Annotated in this window: 22 protein-coding genes; 9 read left to right on the top strand and 13 right to left on the bottom strand. The window is 70.2% G+C overall.

Going from position 1 to position 23,814, the window contains the following annotated elements:
* Positions 1-130: 130 nt before the first annotated feature.
* The 4 genes from D9R02_RS00355 to D9R02_RS00340 all read left to right on the top strand — a co-directional run bounded on the left by D9R02_RS00355 (position 131) and on the right by D9R02_RS00340 (position 3,805).
* On the top strand, positions 131-520 hold the full coding sequence (locus tag D9R02_RS00355; RefSeq protein ID WP_019309319.1) for a MarR family winged helix-turn-helix transcriptional regulator: 390 nt from the start codon (positions 131-133) through the stop codon (positions 518-520).
* 175 nt (positions 521-695) lie between these two features.
* Positions 696-1,775, top strand: a complete 1,080-nt coding sequence (locus D9R02_RS00350) for a YihY/virulence factor BrkB family protein (protein ID WP_121566092.1) — start codon at positions 696-698, stop codon at positions 1,773-1,775.
* Between the two features lie 252 nt (positions 1,776-2,027).
* Positions 2,028-3,125, top strand: coding sequence for an S-(hydroxymethyl)mycothiol dehydrogenase (locus D9R02_RS00345; protein ID WP_047979317.1), 1,098 nt, complete (start codon positions 2,028-2,030; stop codon positions 3,123-3,125).
* A complete protein-coding gene (locus D9R02_RS00340) occupies positions 3,122-3,805 on the top strand; it encodes an MBL fold metallo-hydrolase (RefSeq protein WP_047979316.1) in 684 nt (227 codons plus the stop codon). Before D9R02_RS00345 ends, D9R02_RS00340 begins: the two co-directional genes overlap by 4 nt.
* 219 nt (positions 3,806-4,024) lie before the next feature.
* On the opposite strand, the gene D9R02_RS00335 is transcribed toward D9R02_RS00340, so the two are convergent.
* From D9R02_RS00335 to D9R02_RS00325, 3 genes are read right to left on the bottom strand one after another with little or no spacing between them, the layout of a single operon-like run.
* Positions 4,025-5,314 carry an MFS transporter gene (locus D9R02_RS00335; RefSeq protein ID WP_223246096.1) on the bottom strand — a complete coding sequence of 430 codons (1,290 nt, stop codon included), beginning with the start codon at positions 5,312-5,314 and terminating at the stop codon, positions 4,025-4,027.
* Between the two features lie 9 nt (positions 5,315-5,323).
* Positions 5,324-8,560 (bottom strand): AAA family ATPase, encoded by a 3,237-nt coding sequence (locus tag D9R02_RS00330; RefSeq protein ID WP_257744213.1) that lies wholly within the window; start codon positions 8,558-8,560, stop codon positions 5,324-5,326.
* On the bottom strand, positions 8,557-9,777 hold the full coding sequence (locus D9R02_RS00325) for an exonuclease SbcCD subunit D (RefSeq protein WP_070638392.1): 1,221 nt from the start codon (positions 9,775-9,777) through the stop codon (positions 8,557-8,559). The genes D9R02_RS00330 and D9R02_RS00325 overlap by 4 nt, the downstream gene beginning before the upstream one ends.
* 623 nt (positions 9,778-10,400) lie before the next feature.
* Between D9R02_RS00325 and D9R02_RS11975 the strand changes: the two genes are divergently transcribed.
* The 3 genes from D9R02_RS11975 (at position 10,401) to D9R02_RS00315 (ending at position 13,202) form a co-directional block, all read left to right on the top strand.
* Positions 10,401-10,886, top strand: coding sequence for a DUF6318 family protein (locus D9R02_RS11975; RefSeq protein WP_124108963.1), 486 nt, complete (start codon positions 10,401-10,403; stop codon positions 10,884-10,886).
* A 326-nt stretch (positions 10,887-11,212) separates the two neighbouring features.
* Positions 11,213-11,992, top strand: coding sequence for a PKD domain-containing protein (locus D9R02_RS00320; RefSeq protein WP_121566090.1), 780 nt, complete (start codon positions 11,213-11,215; stop codon positions 11,990-11,992).
* Positions 11,993-12,140: 148 nt separating this feature from the next.
* A complete protein-coding gene (locus D9R02_RS00315) occupies positions 12,141-13,202 on the top strand; it encodes an ADP-ribosylglycohydrolase family protein (protein WP_070638401.1) in 1,062 nt (353 codons plus the stop codon).
* Between the two features lie 109 nt (positions 13,203-13,311).
* Here D9R02_RS00315 and D9R02_RS00310 read toward each other — a convergent pair whose 3' ends face one another.
* From D9R02_RS00310 to clpS, 8 genes are all read right to left on the bottom strand, one after another.
* Positions 13,312-13,893, bottom strand: a complete 582-nt coding sequence (locus D9R02_RS00310; RefSeq protein WP_065118191.1) for an exonuclease domain-containing protein — start codon at positions 13,891-13,893, stop codon at positions 13,312-13,314.
* Positions 13,894-13,934: 41 nt separating this feature from the next.
* Positions 13,935-14,795, bottom strand: a complete 861-nt coding sequence (locus D9R02_RS00305) for a phosphotransferase family protein (protein ID WP_121566089.1) — start codon at positions 14,793-14,795, stop codon at positions 13,935-13,937.
* Positions 14,796-14,797: 2 nt separating this feature from the next.
* Positions 14,798-15,487: an RdgB/HAM1 family non-canonical purine NTP pyrophosphatase gene (rdgB, locus tag D9R02_RS00300; protein ID WP_121566088.1), complete on the bottom strand. Its 690-nt coding sequence runs from the start codon at positions 15,485-15,487 to the stop codon at positions 14,798-14,800.
* Positions 15,477-16,286, bottom strand: coding sequence for a ribonuclease PH (gene rph / locus D9R02_RS00295; RefSeq protein WP_223110310.1), 810 nt, complete (start codon positions 16,284-16,286; stop codon positions 15,477-15,479). Before rph ends, rdgB begins: the two co-directional genes overlap by 11 nt.
* A gap of 10 nt (positions 16,287-16,296) precedes the next feature.
* A complete protein-coding gene (locus tag D9R02_RS00290; RefSeq protein WP_019309332.1) occupies positions 16,297-17,136 on the bottom strand; it encodes an MBL fold metallo-hydrolase in 840 nt (279 codons plus the stop codon).
* Positions 17,137-17,162: 26 nt separating this feature from the next.
* Complete coding sequence (gene murI, locus D9R02_RS00285) at positions 17,163-18,056, bottom strand: glutamate racemase (RefSeq protein ID WP_039101935.1); 894 nt, start codon at positions 18,054-18,056, stop codon at positions 17,163-17,165.
* 68 nt (positions 18,057-18,124) lie between these two features.
* The gene (locus tag D9R02_RS00280) at positions 18,125-18,685 is read right to left on the bottom strand and encodes a DUF2017 domain-containing protein (RefSeq protein ID WP_019309334.1); all 561 of its coding nucleotides are present in this window, start codon (positions 18,683-18,685) and stop codon (positions 18,125-18,127) included.
* Positions 18,685-19,035, bottom strand: a complete 351-nt coding sequence (gene clpS / locus D9R02_RS00275) for an ATP-dependent Clp protease adapter ClpS (RefSeq protein WP_019309335.1) — start codon at positions 19,033-19,035, stop codon at positions 18,685-18,687. The genes D9R02_RS00280 and clpS overlap by 1 nt, the downstream gene beginning before the upstream one ends.
* A gap of 64 nt (positions 19,036-19,099) precedes the next feature.
* On the opposite strand from clpS, the gene D9R02_RS00270 reads away from it, so the two are divergent.
* Both D9R02_RS00270 and D9R02_RS00265 read left to right on the top strand, forming a co-directional pair.
* Positions 19,100-20,440: a nicotinate phosphoribosyltransferase gene (locus D9R02_RS00270; RefSeq protein ID WP_102613441.1), complete on the top strand. Its 1,341-nt coding sequence runs from the start codon at positions 19,100-19,102 to the stop codon at positions 20,438-20,440.
* Positions 20,441-20,454: 14 nt separating this feature from the next.
* A complete protein-coding gene (locus tag D9R02_RS00265; RefSeq protein WP_102613440.1) occupies positions 20,455-21,072 on the top strand; it encodes an isochorismatase family protein in 618 nt (205 codons plus the stop codon).
* A 170-nt stretch (positions 21,073-21,242) separates the two neighbouring features.
* Here the strand turns inward: D9R02_RS00265 and D9R02_RS00260 are convergent, their stop codons facing one another.
* Together D9R02_RS00260 and D9R02_RS00255 are read right to left on the bottom strand one after the other, a co-directional pair.
* Positions 21,243-23,024 carry a DEAD/DEAH box helicase gene (locus tag D9R02_RS00260; protein ID WP_035885041.1) on the bottom strand — a complete coding sequence of 594 codons (1,782 nt, stop codon included), beginning with the start codon at positions 23,022-23,024 and terminating at the stop codon, positions 21,243-21,245.
* A 423-nt stretch (positions 23,025-23,447) separates the two neighbouring features.
* Positions 23,448-23,792 carry a DUF3039 domain-containing protein gene (locus D9R02_RS00255; protein WP_019309339.1) on the bottom strand — a complete coding sequence of 115 codons (345 nt, stop codon included), beginning with the start codon at positions 23,790-23,792 and terminating at the stop codon, positions 23,448-23,450.
* Positions 23,793-23,814 lie beyond the last annotated feature (22 nt).

The raw sequence follows: 23,814 nt of genomic DNA, 5'->3' as shown, positions 1-23,814 counted from the left end.
TATGGGAAAGCCCGCCCTCGTAACATGTAGATAACGTTCATAGGGGGTGAACGTTGCTACAAAGGGGGAAAGAATGACGTCAAGGGGGAGTATCGAGGCGTGGGATGCTTTGAGTCGCTGCCATGTGTCAGTGACCAGACAACTGCAGCGGGACGTTGACCTCCGCGGGCTGTCACGCCGCGAGTTCGAGGTGCTGGCCACGCTGTACGGGTCGGATCGCAGCGGACTGAGGCTGCGGGACCTCAACAGCCACGTGCTGCTGACCCAGTCCAGTCTGTCCCGCATGCTCGAGCGTCTCGAGAACAAGGGGCTCGTGACCCGCCGACAGGACTCGCAGGATCTGCGAGGAGTGCGAGTGGGACTCACGGAGGCGGGGGCGCAGCTCTACGAGCAGATTTCGGCGGACAACGACCAGAAGGTCGCGGCTGTGGTCAGCACGGCGCTGGACGCCCAGGAGATCCGCGTGCTCACACGCCTCAGCGAACGCATCCACCAGTACGCGCTGTCCCTGTCCCGCTAGGAGGGACCGGGCCGGCGCCCGGCGGAGAACCCGCGCGACCGCGACCGTGCCAGTCCACGGGCGCGGTCGCGCTCCCATTCGGTGACACACGCAGGAAGGCCGCGCACAGTTAGTACACTGACTCGCAGCGCCTGCACCTCGCAGCCCCGTCTCTTTCCCCCTCGAGAGGACCCCCATGACCGACCAGAACCTGGAGTCGACCGCGGCCCGGGAGGACTCCGCTCCCCACCCGGACCACGACTCCAAGCCCGACTCCCCCGGCAAGCTCAAGGGCCAGTCCTGGGGGTATGTCCTCAAGCGCGCCCTGTCCGAGTTCACCAAGGACGGCTGCACCGATCTCGCGGCCACCCTCACCTACTTCGCCGTGCTGTCCATCTTCCCGGCGCTGCTCGCGCTGGTTTCTCTCCTCGGCGTCTTCGGCCAGGGTGAGGCCACGACCAAGGCGATCCTGGACTTCCTGAACCAGTACGCCCCCTCGTCCCTCGTGGAGCTGCTGTCTGAGCCCATCTCACAGCTGACCACCCAGTCCGGCGCAGGTCTCGCCCTCGTCGTCGGTGTGGCCGGTGCCCTGTGGACCGCGTCCGGGTACACCGGGGCCTTCTCCCGCTCGATGAACCGCATCTACGAGGTCTCCGAGGGGCGCCCGTTCTGGAAGCTCAAGCCCGTCATGCTGCTGATCACCCTCATCGTGGTGCTGATCGTGGCCGCCATCATGGTCATGGTCCTGCTCTCGGGTGACCTCGCCCAGACACTCGGCGACGCCGTGGGGCTGGGTTCCACCGCCGTGACCGTGTGGTCCTGGGTCAAGATCCCCGTGACCCTGTTCCTGCTGGTCCTGCTGATCGCCATTCTCTTCTACGCCACCCCGAACGTGCAGCAGCCCAAGTTCAAGTGGATGAGCCCGGGTGCGGCGATCGCCCTGGTCTTCATGATCGTCGCGGGCCTCGGCTTCGCGTTCTACGTCTCCAACTTCGCGTCCTACAACGCCACCTACGGAGTGATCGGCTCCGTGATCATCTTGCTGCTGGGGCTCTGGATCATGAACAACGCGCTGCTCTTCGGCGCCGAGGTGGACGCCGAGCTCGAACGCGGTCGTCAGCTGCAGGGCGGCATCCGTGCCGAGCGCACCATCCAGCTCCCCCCGCGGGACACCACCCAGGTGAAGAAGCTGCGCACCAAGGAGCAGAAGCTCGAGGCCGAGGGTCGCAAGATCCGGCTGCACACCGAGCACGTGGACTACTCCGAGAAGGACTGACCCGCACCCTCCCGACCGCCCAGGCGATCGGCACCCCGGGGCCCGCACGACACGATCGTGCGGGCCCCGTCGCGCACTCGGGATCCGTGGCCGGGGGCGGTGGGCGGCGGCGTCGTGGGCAGCTGTTCCTGCGCGGCGCAGCACCGTGATGTTCACCGCGCGGCGAATACCCGCGGAGCGGCTGCGCGGCGCGGAGCGGACCGCGCATACTGGGAGCGACAGGCAACCGAGCAGCACGACGGAGGCAACTGCATGCACAAGGTCAAGGGAGTAGTGGTGCGGGCGGCAAACGAGCCCGCCACGGTGGAGACCATCCTGGTTCCGGATCCGGGGCCGGGAGAGGCCCTGGTGGACGTGCTCACGTGCGGCGTGTGCCAGACGGACCTGCACTACAAGGTGGGCGGGGTGGGGGACGACTTCCCCTACCTGCTGGGGCACGAGGCCACTGGCGTGGTCAGCGCGGTGGGCGAGGGCGTCACCGAGGTCTCCGTGGGCGACCACGTGATCCTCAACTGGCGCGCGGTCTGCGGGGAGTGCCGCGCGTGCCGCAGGGGTGAACCCTGGTACTGCTTCGACACCCACAACGCCACGCAGAAGATGACCCTGGAGGACGGCACCGCGCTCGAACCGGCCCTGGGCATCGGGGCCTTCGCGGAGAAGACGCTGGTGGCCGCCGGTCAGTGCACGCCGATCGGCACGCCCCTCGAGGACGAGCAGTACGCGGCCGTGGGGCTGCTGGGCTGCGGCGTCACCGCCGGAATCGGCGCCGCCATCAACACGGGGGCCGTGCAGCGGGGCGAGTCCGTGGCCGTGATCGGCTGCGGCGGGGTGGGCACGGCCGCGATTGCCGGGGCGGCGCTCGCGGGAGCCACCACGATCATCGCGGTGGACGTGGACGACGACAAGCTGCGGACCGCGCAGCGCCTCGGCGCCACCCACACGATCAACTCGCGCACCACCGACGCCATCGAGGGCATCCGCGAGCTCACGGGTGGGTTCGGTGCGGACCTCGTGATCGACGCCGTGGGGGTCGCGGACACGTTCATGCAGGCGTTCCAGGCACGGGACCTCGCGGGGCGCGTGGTGCTCGTGGGCGTTCCGAACCCGGGCACCACGGTCGATCTGCCCCTGGACGAGGTGTTCTCCCACGGCGGCTCCATCAAGTCCGCGTGGTACGGGGACACGCTGCCCTCCAGGGACTTCCCGATGCTCGTGGACCAGTACGTCCTGGGGCGCCTGGACCTCGACGCCTTCGTGTCGGAGCGCATTGCGCTCGACGACGTCGACCAGGCCTTCGAGACCATGTCCTCCGGCAAGGTCCTGCGCTCCGTCGTGGAGCTCGACCGATGACGCGGCAGCCCGAGACCGTGCTCACCGACCCCCGCGGTGGCGTGACCGTGGAGAAGTGCGTCACCGAGGGGACCTTCAACCTCGACGGCGGCTCGTGGGAGGTGGAGAACAATGTGTGGATCGTGGGCACTGCCGCGGAGTGCGCCGTGATCGACCCCGCCCACGACCCCGGTGCCGTGCTGGAGGCGGTGGCAAACCGCACCGTGACCCACGTGCTGCTGACCCACGGGCACGACGACCACATCAAGGCCGTGCGGCAGTTCGTGGACCGCCTGGGCGGGGAGACCCCCGTGCTCATGAGCCACGAGGACCTCATGCTGTGGCATGCGGTGTACCCCGACGGCCCTGCTCCGGAGCCGCTCTCCGACGGTCAGCAGCTCCTCGCGGGATCGGTGGCCCTCACCGTGCTGGCCACCCCCGGGCACTCCCCCGGTTCTGTCGTCTTCCATGCTCCGGACCTCGGGGACCACGGGGTGCTCTTCACCGGCGACACCCTGTTCCAGGGAGGGCCCGGGGCCACGGGGCGCTCCTACTCGGACTTCCCCACGATCATCGAGTCGATCGACGAGCGCCTGCTGAGTCTGCCCGAGGGCACCCTCGTGCTCCCCGGTCACGGTGACTCCACGACCATCGGGGACGAGAAGCCACACCTCCCCGAGTGGATCGCGCGCGGTCACTGACCCGCCGCACCCCACGCGGAGGGCCGTCGTTCTGCTGGGCGACGGCCCTCCGCGTGCCCGGACGGACCCGAGGTCGGCCGGCCCGGCTTTGCGGGAGCCGCTGTCTCCTGGCCCACGTCCTTCGAGTTGCTGTCTCCGGGGCCGCTTACTGAGGGCCCGCTTCCGCAAGGGCCTCTGTCCCCGTCCTCTCCCCCACGGCCCGGTGGGCCGAAGATCTTCTCAGATCGTGGGGTCCGTCCCGGGCGCGCGGCGCAACCCGTGGCTGAAGACGAGAGCGCTGCCCAGCAGCAGCATGGCCGCGGCCACGGGGATCATGGCCGCGGTCATGTAGTCGAAGTACACCCCCAGGTAGGTGCACACGATCAGTCCGATCGCGGTGGCCGCTCCCGTGGCCACGTTCATGAGCGCGACGAGCCCCATGTAGCCGTGGGCCATGTCTACCTGCCCCGCGCAGCTGTGGATCGCCAACAGGCACGGGCCGGAGAAGAACCCCACGGTCATGAGCACCATGGCGTAGCCGACGGTACCGGAGGGTCCGGAGAGCAGCATGGTGGTCAACAGGGCACCCGTGGCCACGAGCACCCACGTGTTGGACGCCGTGATCCTGTGGCGGAACCGCACCGCGAGGCTTGAGCCCACGGCGGCCCCGAAACCCAGCAGCGCGTACATCACACCCATGGACTCCACCGTGTCCAGGGACACGGAGTAGACCGCCAGGCACCCCTGGGCTGCGCCCAGCAGCGCGTTCAACGCCGCGATGCCGAACAGCACACTGTGCCGGAGCCGGAAGACGGCGGCCTGTTCCCGGTGCCACGACCACGATCCCCGGAACCAGAGGTTCACCGGCATGTTGGCCTGGGGGTGCCGGGCGGAGGGGTGCAGGACGAACAGTGCCATGAACACCACGGACAGCACCGCCGAGACCTGCAGCACGGATGAGGGGCCCGTCACCACGGCGAGCAGCCCGGTGAGGGCGGCACCGAGGACGGTGGCGAGCGCCTCGTTCACCGATTCGCGCCGCATGGCGGCTCCAAAGGCCTGCGGGCGGTCCTCCCCCTCGCACACCGAGGCCCAGCGGAGCCGCGCCGCGAGACCCATGGGTGCCAGGGAGAGGCCTGCAATGAAGAAGGGCAGGAACTCCTGCACCCCGTCCCTCGAGGGCGTCACCGTGGTGATGTCCACCCGGGACAGCTGCCACATGACCGTGCACTGGATCACCGCGACGGCCGCCAGGATCCACAGCCGCCACCGCACCGTGGCGAAGACCGCCATGCCCATGGCGCACACCGCCATGCCCGCGCAGAGTGCTGCGGAACCGAGCGCAGCGGCCCACGCCGAGGACGAGGTGACGGCAAGCCAGGTCAGGACGCCCAGAGGGGCCATGACCTGGGGCAGGCGCAGCAGCAGAGTGATGGCGCTGAGCTGACGGTCGCTGCGCACCCAGCGCTCCCGCGGAGTCGGGGCACCGGAGGGGCGCTGGAGGGCGGCGCGCGAGGTCAGAGAGTTCACGCCGCCAGCCTACTGGGCGGTCAGGGGACCGGCTGTGACCGCCAGGTGCGAACCCTGGGGGGTCTTGGTCACGACCAGCTGGGTGTCGATGCGCTGCTTCATCTCGCTCACGTGGGAGACCACACCGATCACGCGGCCGTCGCGGCGCAGCCCGTCCAGAGTCTCGAGGACCTGTTCGAGGGTCTGCTCGTCGAGGGACCCGAAACCCTCGTCCACGAAGAGCGTGTCGATCTCCTGACCGCCGGCCTCTGCTCGCACCACATCGGCCAGGGCCAGCGCCAGCGCCAGAGAGGTGAAGAAGGATTCACCACCGGAGAGGGTCTCGGTTCCTCGGCGCGCCCCGGTCCAGGAGTCGTCGATCTCCAGTCCGAGCCCCGACTTGCCACCACCGCGGGTCTGGTCCGTGTGAACCAGGGTGAATCGACCGGAGGACATGCGGGAGAGGTGTTCGGACGCGACCGCCGCCACGTGCTCGAGCTTCGCCGCGAGCACGAACGAGGTCAGTGTCATGCGCAGCGTGTTCTCGGAGGAGGTGGCGGTGGCGACGTCCGCCAGTCCGCCCAGACGTTCCGCTCTCTCCCGTGCCACCCGGTGCGCGGCCTCCTGCGCCGGCACGTCAGCCGCAGCGGCGTCGAGATCGCGGCGCAGCGCGTGCAAGCCCCCGAGTTGCTGGGTGAGCCGGTCACGCAGCTCCTCCAGGTCTCGGCACCGGGCCGCAGCCCGTTCCATCGCGTGGTCCGTGAGCTGCGCACGGTCCTCCTCGGAGAGCCGCGCGGCCCGTTGCATGTCCTGGGTCGCGAGTTCGGCCTCGACCCGCGCAACGTCACGCGTCCACTTCTCGTGCCATGCTGTGAGCTCAGCGGCATCGCGGTCCTCCAGGATGGCTCGCAGCACCGCGTCCTCCGACGCGAACGGCGAGGCCTCCAGGGCCTTCTCCACCGCGCGTTCGGCGGACTGGGCCTCGTGACGCGCGCGTTCCAGCACGCGGTGCTCGGTGTCCCATACCTCAACGGTGTCCGACAGAGACTCCGCGCTCTCCAGGAAGGAGGCTGCCGAAGGGAAACCCCGCAGGCTGGCAGCCAGGTGAGCCCGTTCCTGCTCGTCGTGCTCCGCCATGGCCTCCACCCGAGTCCTGGCAGCTGTCACGTCCGCCACCTTCCGGGCAAGCACCGCCTCGCACTGCGCGACCCGGTCTCGGGTCGAGGCCAGAGTGGTGGCGGTGCGTTCCACCTCCGACAGCCGCGCGTCCAGCTCAGCTTCCGCGGCCTCGGCAGCGCCTGCCCTCTGCACGACCGCCTCGAGATCCGGATCCGCCCCGCGCGCCAGCGCCTGCGATGCGGTGTCCCGCGCGTCCTGCCACGCGGCGTGTGAACGGTCCGCCGCCGCCTGAGCGCCTTCCCTGGCAGCTCGAGCTCTGTCCAGGACCTCGGCGCTGACGTCCTCCCCGGAGGTGGCGCTCGCCGGTTCCGGATGCTCGGTGGACCCGCAGACGGGGCAGGGGTGCCCGGGGCTGAGCTCCTCGGCCAACGACGCCGCCGCCCGGGCATAGCGCTGCCCCTCCAGCTCCTCCACGCGCAGCGCCGCGACGCGCCGGGACTTCTCGTCCTGTTCGTAGGCGCTCCGGCACCGCTCCTCCACGGAGCGTGCCTGTGCGTACTCACGGCTCGCCGCCAGCGCGTCCCGGCAGGCGCGGGCCCGGTCTCGAACAAGTGCCTCGTCCTTGACCCCCGCCAGGAGCGCGCTGTGAGCCTGTTCGGACTTCGCCAGCTCGGTCCGTGCCGCGCCCAGACCCTCGCGCACACGGTGCTCCTCGGTTTCGAGGACAGTGAGCCGTTCCTGCTGCGCCAGCATGTCCTGGTGCTCGCGCTGCGCGGCCTCTGCACGCTCGACCAGAGCGCGCGCGGTCTCTCGGGCGGCCACGACGGCATCTCGCAGCTCGGAGGAGAACTCCCCGCGGTCGAGCTGCTCGTCCAGCAGCGTGGCCGCATCCCCCAGGACCCGGCGGGCTGTCGTTCCCGACGCGCTGCTGACCGCAAGGCCCTCCCGAAGCCCCGTGACGCGCGCCGCCGCGGCGCTGACCGTGGCCACAGCCTCTTGCGCGCCGGTGATCATCTCCCGCAGACCCGACGCGGCCTGGTGGTCCCGCAGCCGGGCCACTGTGGTCTCGGCCCGATCGGCGTCCTGCGCAAGTTCCATCCGCTGGTGTTCCAGCCGGGCATACCGCCCCGCCTGCTCTTGGGTGCGCTGCAGCTGGGCCAGTTGCTGCTGGGCCGCCGCGTGGTCCTCGGCTGCTTGGGACCGCGCAGTGGTCAGGGTGTCCTCCACCAGACGGCAGGATGCCTGGAGGTGACCCCAGCGCACCTCGGCCGTGTCGTCCTCGGCGGTCGGAGCGCCGTCGGCCGGGAACGTCCCGGGTGCGGGAGTTCGCCCGCCGTCCCGCGGAGCGTCGGCCATCCCGGTGGTTGCCCGCCTGTTTCCACCAAAGAGCCCCTCCGCCAACGCCCCGTCCGCATGTCCGGGGACGTTTTCCTGGGCGTCCGAGGGCAGGTGCTCAACCACGAGCGCCACCCGATCACGGAACCGCTCGAGCTGGTCGTGGGTGCGCTCAGCCTCCGCTTCCGCCTCGCGCAGATCCGCCCGTGCACTGTCAGCGCGCACCTTGAGCTCGTCCTGGATCCGCGCGTAGACATCCGTTCCGAACAGGGTCTCCAGCAGCTCCTCCCGGTCCTTGGAGCCCGCCTGCAGGAAACGGGCGAACTTGCCCTGGGGCAGCATCATCACCTGGGTGAACTGCTCTCGGTCCAGTCCGATCGCGTGGTGGATCATCTGCCCCACGTCATCCGGGCGGTACCCCCGTTCCGACCATTCTCCGTCCACGAGCTCGCGCAGCAGCACCGTGGCGTGCCGTTCGCTCCACCCCGACGCCGCCCGGGTGGACGGCTCCCGCCACGCGGGAGTCCTGCTCACGTGCCAGCGACGGCCGCTGGCCGTGAACTCCAGCTCCACGCGAGGCGCAGTGTGCGGATCCGCGTGGTCGCTGTGCCCGGCCTTGCGGCCACCCTTGGCCGCGGTAGTGGGGCCGGTGCCGTACAACGCGAAGCAGATGGCATCCAGGACACTCGTCTTTCCGGAGCCCGTCTCCCCGTTGAGAAGGAACACGCCGGCGGCGTTGAGCGCCTCGAAGTCCACGGATTCATGACCCGCAAAAGGCCCGAAGGCGGTGATCTCCATCCGGTGCAGCTTCATCTCTGCGCCCCTGCGCCCGCCACCGATGCCACGACATCGTGCACATCCTGGGCCTCTTCTGGTGACAGTCCGCGGTGCCGGACGTGGTCGTAGAACCTGGCGCACAGTTCCTCAGGGCTGGCCGCCTCCGCCACCTGGGCGCTGTACCTGCGCGGCGACAGGCTGCGTCCTCCCTCGGGCTCCCAGCGCAGTTCCACCGTGCGGGGGAAGCGCGTGCGGACGCGCTCCATCGCGACCGCCGGCCGTTCGGGATCCGTGAGAACCACCTGGCACCACGCATCCTGCGCGGCGGCGTTTTCCGGGGCGGAAAGCAGCGTGTCCAGAGGTCCACGCAGTCGCGCGAGGCGAAGTCCGGCTTCGTGCTCGAGTTCCTCGACCTTCCTCACCCCCGGGGCGCCGATGTCCACCAGCCACGCACCCTTGGTGTGGGACGCCTCCGAGAAGGAGTAGGCCACCGGAGAACCGCTGTAGCGCACGGTGTCCGTGACCCGCTGCCTCCGGTGGACGTGTCCCAGTGCGGTGTAGTCGTGTTCGGCGAAGACCTCGGCGGACACGGTGCCCAACCCCCCGGAGTCCACCACTCGTTCCGAGTCCGTGGGTTCGGCGCCCGTGACGAAGGCGTGCGCCATCACCACGCTGGGGATGCCAGCCCTGGTCCGTTTGTCCACGGCAATGCCCTGGGCCACCGCACCGAGGACTGCCTGGTGCGTTGGAGGGCAATCGAGCAACGGCGCCACGGCCCGGGGTTCCAGGTACGGGATGCCGTACACCGCCACGGCGTCCTCGTGAGTATCCCCGTGATCTCCCGCGTCTTTCAGGGCGACGGACGGCGCTCGTTCCGCTGTCACCGAGCCGTTCCTCTGGCGGAACACCACGGGCCGCTCTGCTCCAGCCACGGATGTCAGGAGGTGCACACCGCCGTGAGCCATGATTTCTGCCCCGAATCCGAGCCGCGCCGGAGAATCGTGGTTGCCGCTCGTGAGCACCACCTGCGCCCCCGCCGCACGAATCCCTCCGAGGGTGGCGTTGAGCAGCTCGACCACCTCCGTGCGTGGTTGAGCCCGGTCGTAGACGTCCCCTGAGACCAGAACCACGGCCACCCCCCGCTCTTTCACCCACTGCACGATCTCGGACATCGCCCGCCGCTGGACGTCGAGAATGTCGACCCCGTGAAACGTCCGGCCAAGGTGCCAGTCGGAGGTGTGCAGTATCAGCATGCATCAAACGTAACGGGGGTCTCAGACACTCATAAGGGCTCTCACGCATGGCGCGCCCGTGTCCCGCTCCGGGTCGACGGCATCGCGCCCACGTGCACCGGGTCGGACCCTGCGTTCTCCGTGATTTCTCATGAACCGCGCCCGGACGTCTGCGGCCACGTCGAGACCCATTCAGGCACGGGCGGGGCGTCACACCCCCCTGACGTGCAGTCGTGCATCTGCATCATTGGAGTTGTCCACATTTGCTCGCCGACCACTCCCGCGGCGGCAGTCTTCACCCTATGCTCTGGTGATTGTCAGGTGCATCACACCGATTCGACAACGACAACAGGGAGAGTGCGTGAAAGATGCTGCACACGGGTACGGCACGAACGCGAGCGCGGACTCTGGCCCTGGTGGGCCTCGGCATCCTCGTTCTGGGTGGTTGCGGGACCAGCCCGCAGGACAACACCGCCGGCACCCAGGCCGCAGAGACGTCCTCCTCCGCGTCACCCTCACCAGAAAGAACCGACACCGGTTCCGCGAAGCCCGCAAGCACAGCCACCCCCACGGCATCGAGCAAAGCGGCCCTGCCCGAGGACTGGCGGCCTGAGGAGCCCACCGTCCTGGCCACTGGGCAGAAGGTGCCAGACGACTACGAGCCCGCCACACTGGAGCACCCCGCACGCAACGTACCGAAGCCGGTCATGCCCCCCGAGGCAAAGGAGGAGACTGAGGCGGGCGCGCAGGCCTTCCTCAACTACCGAGCGGATGCGCAGTGGTACTCCATACAAACAGGGGATACTTCGCTCGTCATGGAAATTACCTCGACTGACTGTGCAGAATGTCTTGAACAATACGAGGCATACGAAAAGATGTATAGCGAAGGAAACTGGGCCGCAGGTGGATTTGAAACTGCGAAAATCGAACCACATTCATTCACAAAGCGCCCAGATGGTGGCTACAATTTGCCGGTAAGGATTAAGAGTTCAGGTGCGACAGCGATCGTTGACGGCAAGATACCGCGACGCCAACTACCGTTCGACTCATCCGAGGGCTTCGATGTTTACCTATACCGAGAGAACGCCCAATGGGTATATCTCACCGGGTCCCCCAGGGGATCACTCTGATGCGCACCCAACGACGACCTGCGGCGCTGTTGACTATAGCGGCCTCAACTTTCTGTCTAACCATTACGCCCCCTGCAGTGGCCGACGAGCCGACGCTTCCAGATTTTGGAATAGGTTCCAAGGAGAGCCAGCTATTTACCGAATCTAGTGCACACGGGTCCATAATCGACGTCAAGATCGAAGGACGGGTGAAGTTTTCCGGGCGCGGAATTCCGGGCACCTCGAACGCGTCCGACGCCTCTGGAGCATCGGGGGGAGATTCACCTGGCGGAGCATGGAACCCCGACACCGATCCGGCCTTTCAAAAGGCTCTCCGCGACCGGTTGATGTCCGACGACGACTCCATCTTCTTCAACGCCCGCATGATGGACACCGCCAAGAACAAGACGGTCTACGGCCTCCAGGATCCCTGCACCCGCGACAAGGGCGCCGCCCTGCGCAGCTGCCGGGCCCAGCAGGAGTGCACGGACGATTCCGGCCAGACCGGGGTGTCCATGGACATCGTCGTGGGCGGGGCATCGGACGGCGCGCGTTCACCTCGAGGCACTCAGATGTGCGTTTCTGATGCCCAGGCCGACGGCGCGGGAGACGACGGCTACGTGCCACTGCCCACGTTCACCCTTCAGGACTTCCAGCGCCTCGCGGTGGCTCCGGCGGAGAACCACGTGCAGCCCGCCCCGGACACCTTGAAGAACATGAACACGAATGTCTACGCCGTGGCGCAGCCTCAGACGTTCGAGACCACCCTGGGTGGCTACCCCGTGTCGGTGCGCGCCTACCCCGCCCAGTACACCTGGAACTACGGGGACGGGGCGTCCCTGGGCCCCACTCCCCTCACCGGTGCTCCCCTGCCGGAGGGTGCGTGGGACACTCCCACGGACACCTCGCACGTGTACACCTCAACCGGTGACTACTCGGTCACCCTCACCACCTGGTTCTACGGTGAGTACAACATCGCGGGGACGGGGTGGCAGCCCGTGGCGGGATACAACCAAGTGGCCTCCGCCCCCGTGCAGCTGAGCGTCTGGCGTGCCACCGTGCACAACGTTGCGGACGACTGCCGGGTGAATCCCGCCGGGGTGGGCTGTCCCGGGGCCTCCCGCTGACCTTTGGGACGCCTCCAAGCCCGCGGCACCTCGCCAGGGTGAGAGACCACCTCGTCCTCCTGCCCGCCGGGGCCGTGTGTCTGCGGTGTTCGTGTGCTCGCCATGCCCTCATGGTCATCACACCGGCGAGTCTTCCTAGACTGGTCCCATGACCATCGAGAACACACCCGAGCTGCTGGCACGAGACCAAGGACTGGACGCGACGTCGCACCGGTACCCGGACCTGGTCCGCGGAGTGGTTCTCGCGCCGTGGATCGCCGCGGGCACGGACCGGCCCGACCAGGCCACGCAGCTCGCCGCACGCACGGTGGCCGCGCTGGACGAGGTGGCGGGCTGGGCCAACGACGGCCAGAGTGCAGACCCCACCGCGTGCGCCTGGCTGTCCTACCTCCGGTGGGCCGTGACCAACGGCGCGCAGCTGCCCGACCACGCCCCGCACCCGCCATCCGACGACCTGGACCGCCACCATCCAGTCCTCGCCGCCCCGGGAGAGCACTCCGGCGACTCCTTCGACGCGCTGGCCACCGGCTCGCTCGGAGAGGTCGTGCGACCTGTGCTTCCCGCCGCGGACAGCCCCGAGGTTCTCGCGCGCACGGCTCCTTACGGCATGGTCCCCACCATCGGGTGGAAGACCCTCGTGGCTCTCGCCGTGGATTCGGCCGCCATCACCCACGGCAGCCCGGAGGCGCAGACCGCCGCCGTGGGCATGGCCCTCGCGGTCCACGCCGCCGCCCGCGCGGCAGAGACCGGTGCCACCGTGAAAGACGTGCTGGCCGAGACCGCTCGGGTGTGCGCCGTCGTCACCCGCCCCGCACCCCGCACCCTCGAGCTGCTGGCGCAGTGCACGGAACCGGACTCACGGCGCGAGCTGCTGGCCGCGGCACCGGATCTCGCCGTACGAGGCGAGCACGCGGCGTCGACGGCCCTGGCTCTAGGACTTGCCGCACTGGCGGACGCCGCCTCCTCGCAGTCCCCGGCCTCAGCCACTCCGGGGGACGACGCCGCTCGACGCGCCTCTGCGGCGCTGCCCGGGGACACCCCGGTCCACACCGCGGCCCGTGCCGTGGCCACCACGGTGGCCGCTGCCATGTGGGGGCTCAGCGGCACGGATCCGGCCGCCCCCGAAGCACCAGGGACGTCCGCTCGTGATGCCACCCGGGCCGATCTCCTGGCGCTGGCCGACGAGTGGATCTCCCGCTGGTGCGCCTGACCCCGTGGTGATCGTGGCAGGCCGGGGCTGAGGCCTCCGAGTGGATCGCACCAGGGGTGCCCGGCGGGTCGCAGTGGTCAGGCGACGTGGAAGGGCGCGCCCGAACCGGCTACAGGTCCGCGCGCTGCATCCGCACGCCGTAGTGAGACACCAGTTCCGCCATGCTCTCCGCCCCGCTGCGTCGGGCGAGGTCCAGCACGATACCGGCGCAGGCAAGGGAGTCGCTCAGGGCGTTGTGGTGATCACGCACCTCCGCCCCGGCCGCGCGCGAGGCGTTCGGGAGGGAGTACGAGCGCAGCGTGTACGCCGCCCGCGCCAGCCTCAGGGTGCAGGCGTAGTCCCAGACCCGGGATGCACCCCCGCACGCGCTGTTGGCGGCCTTGATGACACCGGTGTCGAACACCGCGTTGTGGGCCACCAGGACGGAGTCCGGGTCCTCCGGGGAGATGTTGTCGCACATCCAGTCCCAGAGCTGGTCGAACGTGGGGGCGTCCGCCACGTCCGCGGGCTGAATCCCGTGGATGCGCACGTTGCCCCGTTCGAAACCGTCGTGGCCCGCGGGAGGCCGGATGAGGGAGTACCGGGTGTCGACCACCCGACCGTCCCGGACGCGCACCACTCCCAGGGCACAGGCCGAGGCGAGGCTGCGGTTGGCGGTTTCGAAGTCGATGGCGGTGAAGCTGACGGACACGCTGTGAGCGTACGGCCCCACTCCGACACGATGAGGGTGGCTCAGACGGCCGCCACGGCGCGCGACTCGTACCAGGCGTCCGCCTTCTCGACCGCCTGGCGGACCTGGGCGGCGTCGAGCTCGTGGTGCAACGCGTAGGCCACGGCCTGCAGCGGGAAGATCCGGGCGTGCAGGCGCGCCCGTTCGTAGCCGACCTCGTCCGTGGCGTCGCGCACGCTGGGCCAGCCGAACCACAGTCCCAGGGAGGCAATGTCGTACGCGGGGTCGCTCAGGCACGCGTGGTCCCAGTCGATGACGCCCACCAGGTGCTCCCCCTGCCACAGCATGTTGGAGCCCATGAGGTCCCCGTGGACGAGCTGGGGCGTCACGTTCTCGAGCGCCACGAGGTCCTCGATGGCGTGCAGCGCCCGGTCCCTGCTGCGTGGCAGCAGCCGGGGAAGCACCTGCTCCAGCAGGACGTGGCGACGCCGGTGCCCGCCCCAGTGCTGCCCGGGGCGGTCCAGCCACGGCTCGGCGGCCCGGGCGTCCGCGCGGCCGATCTGTTCCAGCACTCGGCGCAGCTGACGGGGGTCCACGGGTCCCGGAGCCCGGGGTGCCCCGGGGATCCACGTCATTCCGACGGCCGTGTAGCGGCCGTCCTGGATCACCGGCGTCAGCGGTCGGGGCACCGTGAAGTCGAACTCCGGCAGCCTGGACAGCGCCCGCGTCCGACGCCGGACGTTCTCACCGGAGGTGGGGTTCTTGGCGATGCGCACACTCATCATGTGGCCCGCGTTGACCACGATGTGCGCCGAGCCGCCCGCGTGCAGCTCCCAGTCGGAGCGCTCCACGGAGACACCGGCCTCCGCCAGAACCGCTTCCACGGCGTTGGCGAAGGGGAGGTGTCCGCAGGCGAAGGTCATGGTCAGGCCTCGGGCTCCGATTCGGGCGAGGCACCCGGAACGGGTGCGGCTGCGCGCTCCTCGTGGCCCAGGACGCGCAGCAGGTGGGGCAGCATCGCCGCCATGGCCCGGCCGCGGTGACTGATGCGGTTCTTGTGCTCTGCACCGAGTTGGGCGCAGCTCGCGCCACCCTCCCCCTCGGGCGCGAACACCGGGTCGTAGCCGAAGCCGTTCTCGCCCACCGGACCCGGGAGGATCCTTCCCGGCAGCTCTCCCGTGACCACGTGCTCGGTGCCGTCGCGGGGGTCCACGAGAGCGGCCGCGCACACGAAGCGAGCGCCGCGGTGCTCGGGGGCGATGTCCCCGAGCTGGGCGAGAAGGAGACGGAGGTTCGCGGCGTCGTCGCCGTGCTGCCCGGCCCAGCGCGCGGAGAAGATCCCTGGGGATCCTCCCATGACGTCCACGGCCAGTCCGGAGTCGTCGGCGAGCGCCACGAGGCCGGACTCCGCGGCTGCGGCACGCGCCTTCAGCAGCGCGTTCTGCTGGAACATCACGCCGGTCTCCACGACGTCGCCCAGCCCGGCCGTGCCGGCGTCCACCACAAGCTCCGGGTCACTGAGACCCGCGGCGGCGAGCATGGCGCGCAGTTCGCGCACCTTGCCCTGGTTGTGGGTGGCCAGCACCACGCGGGCGCCGGGGACCTCACCGACCACGGGTGCTCTCCAGGGTCTCGCGCTGGATCTCGGCGAGCTGGGCGCACCCGGCTACCGCCAGGTCCAGCAGCGCATCCAGCTCGTCGCGGCGGAACGGGACACCCTCGGCGGTGCCCTGCACCTCCACGAAGTCGCCGGAGCCGGTGACGACCACGTTCATGTCGGTCTCCGCGCGGACGTCCTCCACGTAGGGCAGGTCCAGCATGGGGACGCCGTCGATGATGCCCACGGACACCGCCGCCACCGAGTCGGTGAGGGGGTTCACGCGGCGCTTGAGCACGCCGTTGTCGTGGGCCCAGTTGATGGCCTCCGCGAGCGCCACGTAGGCACCCGTGATGGAGGCGGTGCGGGTTCCGCCGTCGGCCTGCAGGACGTCGCAGTCGAGCACCACGGTGTTCTCGCCGAGGGCCTCGAGGTCGATGATGGAGCGCAGCGAGCGCCCGATCAGCCGGGAGATCTCGTGGGTCCGCCCGCCGATCTTGCCCTTGACGGACTCTCGTGCGGACCGGGTGGAGGTGGCGCGCGGGAGCATCGCATACTCGGCGGTCACCCAGCCGCGCCCCTCTCCCTTGAGCCAACGGGGCACGCCCTCCGTGAGCGAGGCGGTGCACAGCACACGGGTGCCTCCGAACTCGATCAGCGCGGAGCCCTCCGCCTGCTCGGACCAGCCCCGGGTGATCGTGATGGGCCTCAGCTCGGCCACCGTGCGCCCGTCGGCGCGGACCACGTCCGTGGTCGAGCGCTCGCCCTGGCCCGTGGAGTTCGCGGTGGATCGTGCCGGATCGGTAGGCGCAGTCATGCGGATCAGCCTAGTCGTCGGCCCCGGCGCGTGCCAACGCATCGAACGACCGGTCGGTCGGGCCGGACACGCGGTAGCTCCTGGCCGGCCGCGCCACGGAGACCGGCCCGTCGAAGGCCTCGCACGCCTCCGCCTCTGCCGTGCGCGGGTCGTTCCACACGGGCAGGTGCGTGAGCAGCAGACGCCGCGCTCCCGCCTCCGCGGCCGTCCGGCCCGCGCGCCGGCCCGTGAGGTGGATCCCCCGCAGGTGGTCCTCGCGTCCCTCCTCGTAGGCGGCCTCGCACAGGAACACGTCAGCGTCCCGGGCCGCCACCACGAGCTCTTCGCAGGAATCGGTGTCCCCGGAGTAGGTGAGCACCTCCACACCCTCCGGACCCCGGTGCTCGACCCGCAGGGCGAACGGCTCCGGGCACGGGTGGTTCACGGGGAACGGCGTCACCGTGAACGGGCCCACCGTCACGGGCTGCCGGGGCTGCCACACGTGGAAGTCGAACTCCGTGGCCATGGAGTGCTCCGGGGGCAGCATGTGCAGCTGGTTCAAGTAGGTGTGCGTCGCGGAGGGCCCGTAGAGGGGGATGGTCCCTGCGTTCCATCCACGGGGATCCCACTTGACCGCCACGTGCAGACCGCCCACGTCCACGCAGTGGTCCGGGTGAAGGTGGGAGAGCATGATCGCGTCAATCTCGTGCAGGTCGATGTAGCGCTGCAGCGTGCCCAGGGCGCCGTTGCCCATGTCCAGCACGATCCGCCAGATCCGTCCGTCTGCGTCCTCCCCCGACACCAGGTAGCAGGACGCCGGGGAGTCCGGGCCCGGGAAGCTGCCCGAGTTGCCGACCACGGTGAGGATCATGGAGTTGCGACCTTTCTGCTGCCGACTCAGCGCTGAGCCGGGTGGATCGTGGAGAGGGAGCCGGTGGGGTACTGCTCGGCCACGGACGAGGTGTGGCGGACGCGCAGCACCTCCGGGCCCAGGAACCGCTGGGCCAGTCCCTCGAAGCTCACGGGGTCGCCCGTGGCCAGGAACTCGTGGTGGGGTGCCAGCGCGGGATCACGCTCGAGGCCGTTGTCGAGCAGGCTGCGGTACACGTCCCGCGCGGTCTCCTCCGCCGAGGACACCAGGTTGACGCTCTCCCCCATGACGTAGGAGATCACCGCGGTGAGCAGCGGGTAGTGCGTGCAGCCGAGCACGAGGGTGTCCACCTGGGCGTCCTTGAGGGGCTGCAGATACTCCTGGGCGGTGCGCAGCAGCTCCGGACCGGAGGTGACCCCGCGCTCCACGTACTCCACGAACTCGGGGCACGCCACCGAGGTGATGTCCAGCTGGGGTGCCGCCGCGAACGTGTCGTCGTACGCGCGGGACCCGATGGTGGCCTCGGTGCCGATCACGCCCACGCGCCCGGTGCGGGTGGTGGCCACGGCGCGGCGCACGGCGGGCTGGATGACCTCGGTGACCGGGATGTCGTAGCCCCGCGTGTAGCGTTCGCGCGCGTCGCGCAGCACCGCGGCGGACGCCGTGTTGCACGCGATCACGAGCAGCTTCACGCCGGAGTCCACGAGGTCGTCCATGATCCGCAGCGCGTTCGAACGCACCTGGGCGATGGGCAGCGGACCGTACGGGCCGTGGGCGGTGTCCCCCACGTAGAGGATCTCCTCGTTGGGCAGCTGGTCGATGATGGACCGGGCCACCGTGAGACCGCCCACTCCGGAGTCGAACACCCCGATGGGCGAGTTGGGGTTCGGACCGGTGGGAGAACGGTGCTCAGCCTGCATAACGGAAAACTGTAGTGCGTCCGGGTGAGCACCCCGAACATGAGACGAGGCGTGCTTCCGATGCCGCGTCACGAGGACGGGAGGGTCTTCAGCAGCGCCTCCATGAGCGTCTCCTGCAGCCACGAGACGAAGTTGTACACCACGCCCATGTACTGCTCCACGGTCTGCGCCGTCCCGAAGTCCGTGAGCTCCGCCACCCGCTCGGCGTCCTGCGGGGAGTCGATCCCCAGCCGGGACGCGAGCACCAGGCGGACGTCGTTGAGTGCGCGTGCAACGTCCTGCGCCTGTTCCGTGGTCAGCACCACGGGATCGGACTCCAGGGCGAGCGAGGACGCCCGCAGTGCCGCGATCCGGCGTTCGCGCAGCGAGCGGTCCGTGAGCCTGCGGAACTCCGCGGCCTGCTCGGGGTCCGACGACGCCGCGGGCAGCAGTCTGCGCAGCGCGGGGTCCGTGGGCTCGGCCACGTCCTCGTCCCAACCCACGAGCGCCTCCAGGGGGTCGTCCGTGTCGCGCGGCTCGGGCGCGAGCGTCTCTGCCACGTCCGAGAACAGCTTCTGCAGCAGACGCACCTCGGGGGCCTCGAAGCGGCCCACGATGCCCTTGCGCGTGCGCTTGAACCCGCGCGCCATCAGTTCTCCCCCGCCTTCTCGTAGGTGGCCCACAGGCCGTAGCCGTGCAGTGCGCTCACGTGGGCCTCGGCCTCCTCCAGGGAGCCGGTGAAGACGATCGACCGGCCCTGGTGGTGGACCTCGAGCATGAGCGTGCGGGCCTTGGCGTCCGTGAACCCGAAGTGCGAGCGGAAGACGTACACCACGTAGCTCATGAGGTTCACGGGGTCGTCCCAGACCACCACGTTCCACGGCACGTTCACGGCGGTGAGCGCCTGCTCCTCCCGCGTGAGCTGCGGGGACTCCGCAGGCGCGGCACTCATGAGCACGGCGGGGGCGGGGACACGGCCCCGGAACTGGTAAGTGAGCATCGTTTCCATGGTAGCCGGGGGCGTGGTGATGTGCGCACGGCGAGCGCCCCACTAGGCTGGCAGGGTGAACGAGCACAGCTATTCCTGGCACCCGCAGGCCACGTCCCTGCTGACGGACCACTACGAGCTGACCATGCTGCAGGCAGCCCTCCGAGCGGGCACGGCTTCACGCCGCAGCGTGTTCGAGGTCTTCACCCGCCGCCTGCCGCACGGTCGGCGCTACGGGGTCTTCGCCGGGGTGGGTCGCGTCCTGGAGGGCCTGGAGCAGTTCCGCTTCACGGACGAGCAGCTGCGCTTCCTGCGGGACACCGGCGTGGTGGACGCCGCCACCGTGGCCTACCTGGAGAACTTCCGCTTCACGGGCCAGATCCGCGGCTACGCGGAGGGCGAGACCTACTTCCCCCACTCCCCGCTGCTGAGCGTGGAGTCCTCCTTCGCGGAGGCGTGCGTCCTGGAGACCTACATCCTGTCCGTGCTCAACTACGACTCCGCCGTGGCCTCGGCCGCGTCCCGCATGGTGGGCGCCGCCGGGGACCGGCCGTGCATCGAGATGGGTTCACGCCGCGCCCACGAGCAGGCTGCCGTGGCCGCCGCCCGCGCCGCCGTGGTGGCCGGTTTCGAGTCCACGTCCAACCTGGAGGCGGGCTACCGCTACGGCGTGCGGACCGTGGGCACCGCCGCCCACTCCTTCACCCTGCTGCACGACTCCGAGGAGCAGGCCTTCCGAGCCCAGCTGGACGCTCTGGGAGTGTCCACCACACTGCTCGTGGACACGTACGACGTCGAGCGGGCCGTCCGCCTCGCCGTGGACATCGCCGGTCCGGACCTCGGCGGGGTGCGTCTGGACTCGGGCGACCTGGTGACCCAGGCGGCGTCGGTGCGTGCGCTGCTCGACAAGCTCGGCAACCCGAACACTCGCATCACGGTCACGAGCGACCTGGACGAGTACGCGATCGCCGCCCTGCGCGCCGTACCCGTGGACTCGTACGGCGTGGGCACGCGCCTGGTGACGGGCTCGGGAGCCCCCACGTCCTCCATGGTCTACAAACTCGTCTCGCGGGAGGGCGCGTCGGGCACCATGGAGCCGGTGGCCAAGGCTTCCTCGGGCAAGGCCTCCGTGGGCGGCGAGAAGTACGCTCTGCGGCGCCGCAGCGCCGAGGGCCTGGCCACCCACGAGCTCGTGGGCATTTCCCACGAGCCCCACGACGACGGCGACGACCGTCCCCTCCTCGTGGACTACGTCACCGGCGGGGAGCTGCACGACGGCTTCACCGGCCCCGAGGGTGTGCAGCGGGCCCGACGGCGCCACGCCGAGTCCGTGGCGGAGCTGCCGCGGGCGGCACGCAGGCTCTCCGAGGGCGAGCCCGTGATCCCCACCGTCATCGAACCAGGAACCGCTCACTGAGCAGGGAGGACACCGTGCGCACTGCACTGCTGATCGTCGACGTCCAGAACGACTTCTGCGAGGGCGGCAGCCTGGCCGTCGCCGGGGGCGCCGCGGTGGCCGCGGGGATCTCCGAGCACCTCGAGGACCACCACGCGGACTACGTGGCCGTGGCCGCCACCCAGGACTGGCACGTGGACCCGGGAGAGCACTTCAGCGACACCCCGGACTTCGCCACGAGCTGGCCCGTGCACTGCGTGGCGGACACCCCCGGCGCGGCGACCCACCCCGATTTCGACACCGAGCACGTCACCGAGTTCTTCCGCAAGGGCGCGTACGACGCCGCCTACTCGGGTTTCGAGGGGCTGTCCGCCCCGGACGTGGACGTGCCCATGGGAGAGCCGGAGGAAGCCGCGGACGAGGACCGTGTGAGCCTGGACGACTGGCTCCGGGAGCGGGACGTCGAGGCCGTGGACGTGGTGGGGCTCGCCCTGGACCACTGCGTGCTGGCCACCGCCAAGGATGCAGTAGATGCCGGCTACGAGACCCGGCTGCTGCTGCCGCTCACGGCGCCTGTCTCAGCGGAAGGCGGCCAGCGCGCCGTCGCGGAGCTGGAAGCCGCGGGCGTGGAGGTCGTCACCGACCTGGCCTGACGTGTCCCTGCCGGGCGCGGCCCAGTGGGCCGCAGCTCGGCGTGGGAAGGGAACCGGCTCGGATCGGGAGGCGGTGCCGAGGGCGTCCGCGCGCGTCTGCGAGGGCCGAGCGCCCGCAGGATGGCGCGCGGGGCGTCGAGGACCCGGCCGAGCGGCGTCGTGCACGGGACCTACTTGCGGCCGATGAACCAGCGCTGCAGCATTGCGAGGCGCGCGTTCAGCTGCTCCTCCGACGCCTGGGCCACGGGCGGACCACCGCACTTGGTGCGCAGCTCGTTGTGGATCACACCGTGCGGGGTGCCCGTGCGGGCGGACCACGCCGAGACGTTCTTGGACAGCTGGGCCCGCAGGTCCTTGAGCCGCCGGTGGTCCGGGACCGCGGGCTGCTGGGGGGCCGTGCCACCGCCCTGGCGCTGCGCCGAGCGCGACTGGCGCTCCCGCAGCAGCTCGGAGACCTGCTCGGGATCCAGCAGGCCGGGGATGCCGAGGTACTCGGCCTCCTCCTCCGAGCCCACGGCGGCGCCGCCGCCGAACGCGCCGCCGTCGAAGAGCACGCCGTGGAAGGACGCGTCCGAGTCCAGGGCCTGGAAGTTGCCCTGTGCGAGCGCGGACGACGCCCGCTCGTCGCGGTTGGCCTCCTCCAGCAGGTCGTCGTCCCAGCCGCTCTCCATGGGCTGGTCGAAGTCCACGACGTCGGGCACGCTCTTGGGCTTGTCGAGGGCGTGGTCCCGCTCCTCCTCCATGGAGTTGGCGAGCGCCATGAGCACGGGCACCGACGGCAGGAACACCGAGGCGGTCTCCCCGCGCTTGCGGGCGCGCACGAAGCGGCCCACGGCCTGGGCGAAGAACAGCGGCGTGGACGTGGAGGTCGCGTAGACGCCCACCGCGAGGCGGGGCACGTCCACCCCCTCGGAGACCATGCGCACGGCCACCATCCAGCGCTTGTCCGACTCCGAGAACTGGTCGATCTTGTTGGACGCGGCCTTGTCGTCGGAGAGCACCACGGTGGGCCGCTCCCCCGTAAGGGCGTGCAGCTGCTCGGCGTAGGCCTTGGCGTCCTGGTGGTCGGTCGCGATCACGAGCGCTCCGGCGTCCGGCACGGTGCGGCGCACCTGGGTCAGGCGCTGGTCCGCGGCGCGCAGGACGGACGGGATCCACTGGCCCTGCGGGTCCAGGGCCGTGCGCCACGCGTGGGACGTGATGTCCTTGGTGAACCCCTCCCCCAGCTGGGCGGCCATCTCCTCGCCCGCGGAGGTGCGCCAGCGCATCTGCCCGGAGTAGGCCATGAAGATCACGGGGCGCACCACGTGGTCCTGCAGGGCGTTGCCGTAGCCGTAGGTGTAGTCCGCCGTGGAGCGGCGGATGCCGTCCCCGTCCTCCTCGTAGCGCACGAACGGGATGGGTGAGGTGTCCGAGCGGAAGGGCGTACCGGTGAGCGCGAGCCGCCGGGTGGCCGGCTCGAAAGCCTCGCGCAGCCCGTCGCCCCAGGACAGCGCGTCGCCCGCGTGGTGGATCTCGTCCATGATCACGAGCGTGCGTCCGGCCTCGGTCCGGGCCCGGTGCAGCAGCGGCTTGTTCGCCACCTGCGCGTAGGTCACGGCCGCGCCCATGTAGCCGCGGCCGTGCTGACCGTCCGCGTTCTTGAAGTTGGGGTCGATCGCGAGCCCCACGCGTGCCGCGGCATCGGCCCACTGGCGCTTGAGGTGCTCGGTGGGGGTCACCACGGTCACCCGCTGGACCACGCCGGCGTCGTGCAGCTTCTTGGCCACGGTGAGCGCGAACGTGGTTTTGCCGGCACCGGGGGTCGCCACGGCCATGAAGTCCCGGGGCTGAGCCTGCTCGTAGCGCTGGATGGCCTCCGCCTGCCACGCACGGAGCTTGGGTGCGGTGCCCCACGCGGCCCGGTCCGGGTACGCCGGAGGCAGGTCCGCTGCCGCCCCGAAAAGGGACATCTGATCGCTGTCTGACACGTGGTGCTCGTCCTCTCCGCGCCCTGTGGCGCGAGTTTCCACCGTTTCTCCGGGCACCGTTTCCCCGGACGACGCCGCCCGGTCCCGTCCGCGGCCCCGGCGTGCGCCCTGCCCGTCCGCTCGCCTGCCCGATCCGTTCGCGCGTCCGCGGACCCGTGGTCCATCCACGACGCCGCGGCTCGAGAACCGCGGCCTCTCGTGTGGTGCCGGCACCCCGTGCCAGCACGCGCTGCGGCCGGGCGCCGACGCACCGCGACAGTCTCCGGTGACGCAGACACGCCGGGGGCGGGGCCGTGCCGCCGCGCGGCGTCGTCCAGGCCGCCACCGGTCGGCACGGCAACGGCGCCCGCTGTGCGGGCGCCGCCGGTGTCCCGCGGGGCGGGACGGGGTGCTGCGGTGGTGCTGTCAGTTCTCGGGCTTGTCCTTGCCGGGGCGCAGACCCTGGTAGATCTCCTTGCACTCCGGGCACACCGGGAAGCGCTGGGGATCGCGTCCGGGGGTCCACACCTTGCCGCACAGCGCGATCACGGGTTCGCCGGACAGTGCCGACTCCATGATCTTCTCCTTGCGGACGTAGTGGGCGAACCGCTCGTGGTCACCGGGCTCCGCGAACTGGCGGGTCTCCTCCCGCTCAATCGTGGCGGTTCCCCCCACGGTCTCCGTGCCGGACTCGGTGCTGTTCAGAACCCGGGAGGACCGCGAGAAGGGGCCCCCGACGTGCTGGGCTTCGGTGGTGTCCATGCCGTCCACTCTACCCCGTGCGCCGTGGGCG

Origin of the sequence: Kocuria rhizophila, assembly GCF_003667225.1 — a bacterium.
Lineage (GTDB): Bacteria > Actinomycetota > Actinomycetes > Actinomycetales > Micrococcaceae > Kocuria > Kocuria rhizophila.
This window is presented reverse-complemented; position numbering and strand designations above follow the sequence as displayed.